We start from the raw sequence: 10,108 nt of genomic DNA on the forward strand, positions 1-10,108 counted from the left end.
CCGCGCGCGCTGTTCGTCATCCCCGCCGTGCTGCTGGTCGCCGTCCTGCTCGGCACGGCGTGGCCGCTGTTCCTCGCCGTCAAGGTGCTGTTCTTCCTGTGGCTGGCCGCGGCGGTGTTCGGCGTGTCCCGGCACCGCCACCACCACGGTCACCGGCCCCGGCGTTAACCGCATCGCGCGTTCGGGGATCTTGATCGAGCTCTCCTCGGGTGATGGCGTGTCGGGTGGGACCCGGCGCCGCCCGCCGTCCGGCCGCGACCTGCGCCCGCGGGACGCGCCGGACGCCGGCGCCCGCCCGTCCCGTCCGGCCGTCCTCCGAGGGGATCGCACGTGACAGAGCACCGGGTGTTCGCGGCCGTCCGGGACGCCGAGGGCGAGTTCCTCGCGCTGGACGACTACCAGGCCGAGTTCGACGAGGTGTACGACGCGGCGCGGGGGGAGGTCTGGAAGCTCGAGCGCGCGCAGCACTTCCACGAGCCGTCCGTGCCGAGCTGGCGGGCCGCCGACGAGGGGGACTGGCCGCGCGCGCTCGATCTCATCGAGGGCATGCGCGCGCCGCTCACGCGGATGTACCGCGAGCATCCCTCGGCGTTCCTGCGCCTGCGCGTCGTCGAGACGCCCCTGACGCCCTACCTGCAGTGGGAGGCGCACATCTTCGCCGTGCGCGTGGCGGCCGGCGAGCGGATCAGGGTGCTCCCGGCCGCCGCCGTGGAGCGTCTGGAACAGCATGGTCCGCTGCCCGAACTGGTGATCTTCGGTTCGAGCCTGATGTACCAGGTGTGCTACGACGAGATCGGGGCCGCGATCGGCGCACGCCGGATCGCCGACGACCGTGTCGTCGCGCCCTGTCTCGCCGCCCTGACCGCCCTCTACGACCGGGCGGAGGACCTGATGCCGTTCTTCGAGCGGGAGGTGCTCCCGCTCCCTGCTCCGGCCGGGCTGTCCCGTCCCGGTGCGAGATTTGGGTCTTGACCGCGGGTCGGGCACGGCGAAGCATCGACCTGTCGTCCTCGGGGGAACGCTCCGCGGACCCGTCGGCGACGGAGTGCGGACGTAGCAGCCAGGCGAGCCAGAGCCCGAGGTGGTGCAGGAGAGCCAGAGCAGGGCGCGAGCGACGGCGGTCGGCGGCGATCGTCATCCGGTCGACGGACACGGCGGAGACGGCCGTGTGCGGCGGCCCGACGGGACGCCGACCCGCCCGCACATCCAGACGAACGTGAGTGCGCCCCGTCCCTCGATCCGGGCGGGGACCGGGCGCCGCCTCGACCACCCAATGGCCGAAGGAGGCCCCGATCCATGCCCGGAGATGCGTTCGAGCACGTCAGACACACCGCGGGAGTGACCCTCCCGGTGCGGGACTACCAGACCGAGTTCTACGGACACCTCCGCTCGCACGAGGGAGTCGTGTGGAAGCTCGAGCGCGCCCAGCACTTCCACGAGCCCGACGTCCCCAGCTGGACGGCCATGGTGAACGGCGACTGGGACCGGGCCGTGGCGCTCATCCGGGAGTCGCGGTTCGCCGCCGACCTGCCGCCCCGGGCCGAGCTGCGGCGGCTGCGCGTCGTGGAGACGCCGCTCACGCCGTACATGCAGTGGGAGATCGTCCTGCTGGCCGCCCGCACGCGCGCGGGCGAGCGCGTCCGCGTGCTGCCGGCCGAGTACGTACGGCATCTGGAGCGCGGCGGGCCCCTTCCGGAGATGCTGATCCTGCGCGGCGACCTCATGTACGAGGTCCTGTACGACGAGATCGGCGCCCACACCGGGGGCCGGCGGATCACCGACCCCGCGGTGATCGAGCCGTGCGCCAGGATCATCGCCGACCTGTACGGCCGGGCGGAGGACGTCATCGCCTACCACGACCGGGAGGTGGCGCCGCTCCCCCCGCCCGAGGTCAGCCGGATCCCGTCCTAAGCCTGTCGGGGGAGGTTCGCGGGCGGAGCCGGGCCATCTCGGCGGCGATCGCCTCCAGCGTCCAGTGGGCGTTGAGCCCACTGGGGTTGGGCAGCACCCGGACGGCGACGCCGCCGACGGTCTCCTCCTGCGGGCCGATGCGCGCGCCGGGGCGGCCGAAGGCGACGCGGTAGGCGGAGACCCCGGCGACGGCCAGCGTCCCGGGCCGCACCTCCCGCACGAGCCGGGCGAGGCGCGCCCCGCCCTCCCGGATCTCCTCCGGCGTCAGCTCGTCGGCCCGGGCCGTCGCCCGGGCCACGATGTTCGTGATGCCGAGGCCGTACGACGGGAGCAGGTGCTGCTCGGCCGGCGCGAGCCGGCGGGGCACCAGGCCCGACAGGTGCAGGGCCGGCCAGAACCGGTTGCCGGGGCGGGCGAAGTGGTGGCCGGTCGCTGCGGAGTACAGGCTGGGGTTGATCCCGCAGAACAGCACGTCGAGGCCGGGCCCCAGCACGTCGTCGATCGTCGCGTTCCTGGCCGCCTCGAGGTCGGCCTTGGTGGGGGCCATGCCCGCGATGCTAGCCGCCCGACGCCGCCCCGACGCGCCGCCCCGACGCGCCGGACCGCCTGCCCCGCACCGCCCCCGCCACCGGACCGCCTGCCCCCCGCGCCGCCCCCGTCAGAGGCGGGGGTCGACCGGTTCGGACTCCAGGGCGAGGACGGCGAAGACCGCCTCGTGGATGCGCCAGAGCGGCTCGCCCTCCGCCAGCCTTTCGAGCGCCTCCAGGCCGAGAGCGTGCTCGCGCAGCGCCAGCGACCGCTTCCTGCCGGTGAAACGCCGTCGCAGCACGTCGAGCGCGTCGGTGTAGTCGGGGCCGTAGATGATCCGCAGGTACTCGCGGCCGCGCACCTTGACGCCGGGCTGGACGCGTCCCGGGACGTGCTCGGCCGGCTTCACGACCATGCCCTCGCCCCCGGCCGCCGTCAGCGCCTCCCACCACGCCACCGCGGCGGCCCGCTCGTCCGGCGAGTCGAGGGAGACGAAGACGTGCCGGGTCGGCGTGAGGATGTCGGCGTCGAGCCGCCCGAGCAGGTCGAGGTGCCATTCGTGCGGCTCGGTGACGGCCGTCGCCCGCCCCTCGCAGGCGAGGATCTGGAACGGCGCCAGCCGTACCCCGTCCAGACCGGAAACCGGCCAGCAGTAGCGGGCATAGGCGTCGCGGAAGAGGGAAGCGTTGGCAGCACGGCGGCGGGTGCGGTCGAGCAGAGCGCCTACATCCAGGCCGCGCCCCGCCGCCGACTCCAGCGCGGCGAGCGCCGCGGGCAGCGAGGCCGCGGCGGCGGCCCCCACCGAGGCGTACTGGTCCCGGATCAGCCCCTCCGCCTTCGCCGACCAGGGCAGCAGCTCGCAGTCGAGCACCACCCAGTCGGTGTTCAGCTCCTCCCACAGCGGGGCCACGGCCGCGCGCAGCCGGTCCACGAGCGCGGCCGTGCGGTCGCCGAAGAACGGCCGCCCGGTGCGGGTGAAGACGCTGCCGGCCGAGCCGTCGGCGACCCCGAAGCGCTTCGCGGCCACCTCGGGCGTGCGCGCGAGGACGGCGATCGCCCGCGACCCCATGTGCTTCTCCTCGCACACGACCCGGATGACCCCGGTACGGGCGAACTCCTCGAACGCCTCCGCCGGGTGCTCCAGGTAGCCGTCGAGGCGGGACGTCTCGGGCGGCGCCATCGTCGGGGGGAGGTAGACGAGCCAGCGCGGGTCGACCGCGAACCGGCTCATGATCTCCAGCGCGGCCCGGGAGTTCTCCTCGGCCACCTTGATCCGGCCGCCGTGCCGCGTCTCCACGAAGCGCGTGCCGTCGACGTCGCCGATGTCGAGCACGCCGGGGTCCCGGGCGTCGCGCCCGGTCCGGGGCTCCAGCGGCCGCGCCGGCTCGTACCAGACCCGCTCGGCCGGCACGGACACCAGCCGGCGCTCCGGGTAGCGCAGCGCGGTCAGGCGGCCGCCGAACACGACGCCGGTGTCCAGGCAGATCGTGTTGTTGACCCACTCCGGCTCGGTGGTCGGGGTGTGGCCGTAGACGACCGTCGCCCGCCCCCGGTAGTCGTCGGCCCAGGGGTAGCGGACGGGCAGGCCGTACTCGTCGGTCTCGCCGGTGGTGTCGCCGTACAGCGCGAAGGCGCGCACACGCGCGGAGGCCCGCCCGTGGTAGGCCTCCTTGAGCCCGGCGTGCGCCACCACGAGCCGGCCGCCGTCGAGACGGTAGTGGCTGATCAGACCGTCCATGAACGCCCTCGCGGCGGCGCGGAACTCCTCCGGCTCCGCGGCGAGCTGCTCCAGCGACCGCTCCAGGCCGTGGGCGACGCGGACCTTGCGGCCGTCGAGCGCGCGGACGAGCTTCTGCTCGTGGTTGCCGCACACGACGAGCGCGGTCCCGGCCGCCGCCATGCCCATGACCAGCCGCAGCACGCCGGGCGTGTCGGGGCCGCGGTCGACGAGGTCGCCCACGAACACGGCAGTGCGGCCCTCGGGGTGGGTCGCCCCGGTGGGCGTCACACTCCAGCCCAGCTCGCGCAGCAGCGTCTCCAGCTCCGACCGGCATCCGTGGACGTCGCCGATGAGGTCGAACGGCCCGGTCAGCTCGGTCCTGTCGGTCCACGCCCTCTCGTACGTGACGACGGCGTCGTCGATCTCCTCGCCCCGCAGGACGTGGACCCGCCGGAAGCCGTCCCTGGCGATCTTGGCGAGCGACCGCCGCAGGTCCTTGCGCTGCCGGACGACGACGTGCGGCCCGAAGGCGCGGTCGGGCCGGGCGGCGTTGCGCGCGACCGCGACCTCCTCGGGCACGTCGAGCACGATCGCGTCGGCGAGCACGTCGTGGGCGCGGGCCAGCTCGATCAGCTTCTTGCGGGCCTCCCACTGCACGTTGGTGGCGTCCACGACCGTGAGCAGCCCCCGCCTGAGCCGGGTGCCGACGATGTGGTGCAGCAGGTCGAACGCCTCGGGCGTCGCCGTCTGGTCGTTCTCGTCGTCGGCCACCAGCCCGCGGCAGAAGTCCGAGGAGATCACCTGGGTCGGGCGGAAGTGCCGGGCCGCGAACGTCGACTTGCCGCTGCCCGAGATGCCCACGAGGACCACCAGCGACAGCGCCGGCACGCTCACCTCCGTCATCGCGCGCCTCCCTCCGCGAGCGTGAAGACGGCCATCTGGGTGGGCGGCCCGACCTCGGGGTCGTCGCCGCCGACGGGACGCAGGACCACCTCGTAGCCGTACCGTCCGGCGACCCCGGACGCCCACGCGCCGAACTCGTCCCGCGTCCACTCGAACCGGTGGTCGGGGTGCCGCACGGCGTCAGGGCCCAGGAACTCGTAGCGCACGTTGTACTCCACGTTGGGGGTCGTCACGATCACGTGGCCGGGCCGCGCGGCGCCGAAGACCACCCGTTCGAGGGCGGTCAGCCGGGGCGGGTCGACGTGCTCGACGACCTCCATCAGCACGGCCGCGTCGTACCCGGAGAGCCGGGCGTCGGTGTAGGTGAGCGAGCCCTGGAACAGCTCCAGCCGGGACCTGCCGGCCTCCGGCATGCGTTCGGGACGCAGCCGGCGGGCCGCGAGCGCGAGCGCGCGGGCCGACACGTCCATGCCCGCGACCCTGACGACGGACGGCCGGGCGAGCAGGGCCGCGACCAGCTGTCCCGAGCCGCAGCCGAGGTCGATGACCGTACGCGCCCCGATCTCCTCCAGGACGCCGACCACCGCGTCCCGGCGCAGCGTGTTCAGCGGCGTGCGCCCCTCGCCCTCGCTTCCGCCCTCGCTTCCGCCCTCAGCCGAGTCCGCCTCGCCCGGCGGCGCGTCGGCCGTCGCGTCGCCGGTGAACGGCTCGCCGCCCTCGTCCCGGCCGAGGGGGCCGGCGACCTCCTCCTCGACCGGCGGCTCCAGGGCCTCCTCGACGTCGTCGCCGACCTCGGCCAGACGGGCGAAGGCCGTACGGGTGAGGCCCCGGCGCCGGCCGAGGAAGCGCCGCGTGATCAGCCCCTTCTCCGGGTGGGCGGCCAGCCACCCCTCCCCCGCCCTGATCAGCTTGTCGACCTCGTCCCCGGCCACCCAGTAGTGCTTGGCGTCGTCGAGCACCGGCAGCAGCACGTACAGGTGGTTGAGCGCGTCGGCCAGGCGCACCTCGCCCCGCAGGGTGAGCCGCACGTACCGGGAGCCGCCCCATTCGGGGAAGACGGGGTCGAGGGGCATGGGAACGGCGTCCACCCGCCACCCGAGCGGCTCGAACAGCCGGTGGGCGAGGTCGGGGCCGCCGCGGCACGGCAGCGCCGGGAGGCCGATCTCGAGCGGGATCGGAGAGTCGGCGAGCTCCTGCCGGGACGCGCACCGCCCCGCCCTGGCCGTGCGGAACACATCGGCCAGCGCGACGGCCAGCAGGGAGGACGCGGCGTACGGCCGGTCGTTGACGTACTGGCCGAGCGAGAAGTCCGGAGAGGAGGAGCCGCGGGAGCGGGCGAGCCGTACCGGGTCGATCTCCAGCAGCAGGGCGGCCGTGCACCGCTCCTGCGACGCCTCGGGATAGAAGACCCTGGCCGTGCCGAACGAGCGGCCGAACTCCTGCACCCGGTCGGGATGCTTGTGCAGGAGGAAGCCGAGGTCGGTGGCCGGCCGCAGGGTCGTCGAGATCGTCAGGAGCACCCGGCACAGTGTGCCGGATGCCCCTTTTCGTCGGCCAGTGATTTCAGACGTGCGGCAGGATCTCGGCCGCGATCAGCTCCAGGTGGTCGAGGTCGCCGAGGTCGAGGACCTGGAGGTAGACCCGCTCGGCGCCGAGCTCGGCGAACCGGCCGATCTTGTCGAGGATCTCCTGCGGGGTGCCGGCGAGCCCGCCCGACCGCAGCCCGTCCGGGTCCTCGCCGATGGCGGCCGCGCGGCGGGCCACCTCGGCCTCGTCGGACCCGGCGCACACGGTCTGGGCGACCGACAGCACGATCGGCTCGCGCCCCGCCGCCGCGCACGCCTCCCGCACGCGGGAGAACGCCGCGCCCGTGTCCTCCACGCTGCGGAACGGCACGTTGTACTCGTCGGCGAACCGGGCCACGAGCGCCGGCGTCCTGCGGGCTCCCGTGCCGCCCATGATGATCGGCGGGCGGGGCCGCTGGACCGGCTTCGGCAGCGCCGGGGAGTCGATCAGGCCGTAGTGCGCCCCCTCGTAGGAGAACGGCTTGGCGGACGCCCACAGCCCGGTGATGATCTCCAGCTGCTCCTCCAGCCGGGCGAACCGCTCCCCGACCGGCGGGAACGGGATGCCGTACGCGTGGTGCTCGTCGTCGAACCAGCCCGTGCCGAGGCCCAGCTCGACCCGGCCGCCGCTCATCTGGTCGACACCGGCGACCGTGATCGCGAGCGGCCCGGGCAGGCGGAACGTGGCGGGGGTGACGAGCGTCCCGAGACGGATCCGGGAGGTCTCCCTCGCGAGGCCGGCGAGCGTGATCCAGGCGTCGGTGGAGCCGGGCCCGGGCTCGCCGGGTCCGATGCGCTGGTAATGGTCGGACCGGAAGAACGCGTCGAAGCCGAGCCGCTCGGCCGCCTGCGCGACGGCCAGCAGGTCGTCGTACGTGGCGCCCTGCTGCGGCTCGGTGAAGATCCTCAACTTCATGCGCCCATTATCGCCTCCCCTGGTACGGGAGGTTGCTAAAGTGCAGACGGCCTGTGCGCACAGTGACGGCAAAGCGACTCGGGGTGATGAAGGTGGAGTCGGCACGTCATGCCCGCGGTGCGGGAAACCCGCCCCGGTCGCTCGTGGCCCTGGCGGCGGTCGCGCTCGCCGCGGGAACCGGGGCCGCCCTGTGGCTGCTGCCGGGCGCCTCGGGCGCCGACTGGACGGCGTCCGCCCACCTCCCGTCCGGCCGCCCCTCGTCCGCAGAGACGCTCCTCGCCGCCCGGCAGGCGTCGTCCGTGGGGACGTCCCCGACGCCCTCGCCGTCCGGGATCGCGCTCCGGCGCCCTCCGGCCGGCCCGGCGGTCGCCGCGAGCGCGGGACCGGCGTTCCGGCAGTTCCTCGACCTGGCCCGCACCCCGGGGGCGGCCCACCGCGTCCACCCGGGCGGTTCCTACCTCGTCGGCCACGTCACCGCCGGGCCCGACGGGTGCACGCCCCGCTGGAGCGGCCCGGTGACGGGCGCCGTCACACGGCTCGCGCGGATGCGGCTGGCGGGCGGCGACCTGCGGCCGGCGTTCGGGGGACCCGACGGACCCGAGCCGTCCGTCACCTGCGTGAGCGAGACCAGGCTGGCCGCCGCCTACCGCACCGCGATCGAGTCGCTCCGCGCGGGCGGGATCGACTTCGAGGTGCGCGGCTCGGAGGGACGGGCGGCCACGCTCCGCCGCGCCGCCACCGTCGTCCGCCTGCAGCAGGCGGCCAGGGACCGGGGACGGCCGCTCGCCCTCACGTTCACGGTCCCCGCCACCCCGGACGGCCTGGCCCCCGGCGACCTGGAGATGCTCCGCACGACCCGGGCGGCCGGCGCCGACATCGAGACCGTCGAACTGCTGGTCGCCCTCACACCCGGCGCCGGCTCTCCTGGCAACCTGCACCGCCTGGCCCTCGCCGTCCGGGCCGCGCGCCCGCAGATCGGGGAGGCCCTGGGCGTGGCCGGGCCGGACGTCTGGCGGCGCATGGCCCTGACCCCGGTGCTGTCCGCCGCCGGCGACCTCGGCCCCGAGGAGGCCGGGCGGCTGGCCGCCTTCCGCGCCAGGACCGGCCTCGGCTGGCTGTCGCTGCGCGGCGCGGACCCGGCCCCCGGCGTCGTCGAGGCCCTCACCCCGGTCTAGCGCCGCGTCAGAGGCCGTCGGCGTGCCGAACAGGCTCCGGGCCGGTCGCCGCTCGGGTCTGGTGAACCTTTCCGCCGTGAATGCCGACTGTCTCTGTGATGTGTGGCGTGAGACAGGGAGGTGTGGTGAGCGGCGACGGGCTGCTGGTGGTGCGCTGCCAGCTCGGGGAGCGAGAAGCGTTCCGGGAGCTGGTGCGTGTCTGGCATGCCCCGTTGTGGCGCTACGTGCGGGGCATGGTCGGCTCGCCGCACCTCGCGGACGATCTCTCCCAGGAGGTGTGGGTCGCCGTGGTGCGCGGGCTGCCACGGCTGCGGCAGCCGGAGCGGTTCGCCCCGTGGCTGTTCACCATCGCCCGGCGCACGGTCGCCGACCACCTGAGGCAGGCGTACCAGGCTTCGGAGACGTCCGTGGAGGAGGCGAGCGCCCTTGCCGACGACGACTCCCTCCGCGACGTGCTGACCACGATGCAGGTGGAGGCCGGTCTCGACGAACTGCCGCCTCTGGAGCGTGAAGTGCTGATCCTTTTCCACCTGCAGGACCTGCCTCTGGCCGCCTGTGCGGAGGTGCTCGGCGTACCGCCTGGCACGGTCAAGAGCAGGCTGCACCGTGCGCGCCGCATGTTGCGCAGCGCCCTTGCCGAGAAGGGATATGAGGCATGAGCGAGCAGACTCCCGCAGCTCAGCGGGATGTGCCCAAGGAACTCGAGCGCGCACTGGCCGCGGAAATCTCGCTCGGCTCCCGGATGCGGCACGTGGCGGTGGGACTGGCGGGAGGGTGTGCGGCGGCACTGATCGCGGTGCTGTGGGCCACTGAGCCGTATCCGCTTCCCGCGCGTACCCGGGCCGCCTTCGCCGGACTGATCGCCATCGGGTCGGCCTGGGCCGCCTTCGCCGGCTGGACGCTGAGCAGGCGCCGGCCGTTGTTCGCCCGGGACCGGGTGCTGGGAGCCTGGCTCGCGCTCGCGGTCACCGTGCTGACCGGCGTGGCCGGGACGGCACTGGCCGCGGCACGCGGCACCACGGCCGGGGCACTGGCCACCGGCCTGGCCGGTGTCGCGCTCGTCGCGGCAGCAGGTCTCGTCCTGGTCCGGGCACGGGCCCGGCGTCGCGAGCTGGTGCGGCTGCGGGACGAGCTGCGACAGGACACCACCTGACTCCCCGAAACGCACCGTCCGGATTCATCCAGATCACCAAGGAGACCGCCGTGAACGACAAGATCACCCCAGTCGGCCCGCTGGCCATCGCTCTCCGGCGCCGTGGCGCGGGAAAGCGCACCGTCTTCCTAGTTGCCGTGCCGGCGTGCGCATCACTGCTGATCGGGATCGGCCTGCTGCTGACCTGAGCCTTCGCGTCTTCATGAGCCCCGGCTGCCACAGAGCATCCACGCGGCT

General features: G+C 74.3%; 10 protein-coding genes. 6 read left to right on the forward strand and 4 right to left on the reverse strand.

Annotation, left to right across the window (positions count from 1 at the left end; all coding sequences use genetic code 11):
- Positions 1-330 precede the first annotated feature (330 nt).
- Together MPTA5024_RS28700 and MPTA5024_RS28705 are read left to right on the forward strand one after the other, a co-directional pair.
- Positions 331-972 (forward strand): DUF6879 family protein, encoded by a 642-nt coding sequence (locus MPTA5024_RS28700; RefSeq protein ID WP_051458792.1) that lies wholly within the window; start codon positions 331-333, stop codon positions 970-972.
- A gap of 324 nt (positions 973-1,296) precedes the next feature.
- Complete coding sequence (locus MPTA5024_RS28705; RefSeq protein WP_051458793.1) at positions 1,297-1,911, forward strand: DUF6879 family protein; 615 nt, start codon at positions 1,297-1,299, stop codon at positions 1,909-1,911.
- On the opposite strand, the gene mug is transcribed toward MPTA5024_RS28705, so the two are convergent.
- The 4 genes from mug to MPTA5024_RS28725 form a co-directional block, all read right to left on the reverse strand.
- Positions 1,892-2,458 carry a G/U mismatch-specific DNA glycosylase gene (gene mug / locus MPTA5024_RS28710; protein WP_036330250.1) on the reverse strand — a complete coding sequence of 189 codons (567 nt, stop codon included), beginning with the start codon at positions 2,456-2,458 and terminating at the stop codon, positions 1,892-1,894. The genes MPTA5024_RS28705 and mug overlap by 20 nt on opposite strands.
- Before the next feature lie 111 nt (positions 2,459-2,569).
- Positions 2,570-5,062, reverse strand: a complete 2,493-nt coding sequence (locus tag MPTA5024_RS28715) for a polynucleotide kinase-phosphatase (protein WP_036330253.1) — start codon at positions 5,060-5,062, stop codon at positions 2,570-2,572.
- The gene (locus MPTA5024_RS28720; RefSeq protein WP_036330255.1) at positions 5,059-6,582 is read right to left on the reverse strand and encodes a 3' terminal RNA ribose 2'-O-methyltransferase Hen1; all 1,524 of its coding nucleotides are present in this window, start codon (positions 6,580-6,582) and stop codon (positions 5,059-5,061) included. The genes MPTA5024_RS28715 and MPTA5024_RS28720 overlap by 4 nt, the downstream gene beginning before the upstream one ends.
- Positions 6,583-6,625: 43 nt before the next feature.
- Positions 6,626-7,543, reverse strand: a complete 918-nt coding sequence (locus MPTA5024_RS28725; protein ID WP_036330257.1) for an LLM class F420-dependent oxidoreductase — start codon at positions 7,541-7,543, stop codon at positions 6,626-6,628.
- 92 nt (positions 7,544-7,635) lie between these two features.
- Here MPTA5024_RS28725 and MPTA5024_RS41370 point away from each other — a divergent pair, with 92 nt between their 5' ends.
- The 4 genes from MPTA5024_RS41370 (at position 7,636) to MPTA5024_RS41375 (ending at position 10,059) form a co-directional block, all read left to right on the forward strand.
- Complete coding sequence (locus MPTA5024_RS41370) at positions 7,636-8,718, forward strand: hypothetical protein (protein WP_157099777.1); 1,083 nt, start codon at positions 7,636-7,638, stop codon at positions 8,716-8,718.
- 107 nt (positions 8,719-8,825) lie between these two features.
- Positions 8,826-9,377 carry an RNA polymerase sigma factor gene (locus tag MPTA5024_RS28735; RefSeq protein WP_232326683.1) on the forward strand — a complete coding sequence of 184 codons (552 nt, stop codon included), beginning with the start codon at positions 8,826-8,828 and terminating at the stop codon, positions 9,375-9,377.
- Complete coding sequence (locus MPTA5024_RS28740; RefSeq protein ID WP_036330264.1) at positions 9,374-9,871, forward strand: hypothetical protein; 498 nt, start codon at positions 9,374-9,376, stop codon at positions 9,869-9,871. Before MPTA5024_RS28735 ends, MPTA5024_RS28740 begins: the two co-directional genes overlap by 4 nt.
- Before the next feature lie 50 nt (positions 9,872-9,921).
- Positions 9,922-10,059 carry a hypothetical protein gene (locus tag MPTA5024_RS41375; RefSeq protein WP_157099778.1) on the forward strand — a complete coding sequence of 46 codons (138 nt, stop codon included), beginning with the start codon at positions 9,922-9,924 and terminating at the stop codon, positions 10,057-10,059.
- The last annotated feature ends 49 nt before the right edge of the window (positions 10,060-10,108 follow it).

It is taken from the genome of Microbispora sp. ATCC PTA-5024 (assembly GCF_000511135.2).
Classification (GTDB): domain Bacteria; phylum Actinomycetota; class Actinomycetes; order Streptosporangiales; family Streptosporangiaceae; genus Microbispora; species Microbispora corallina.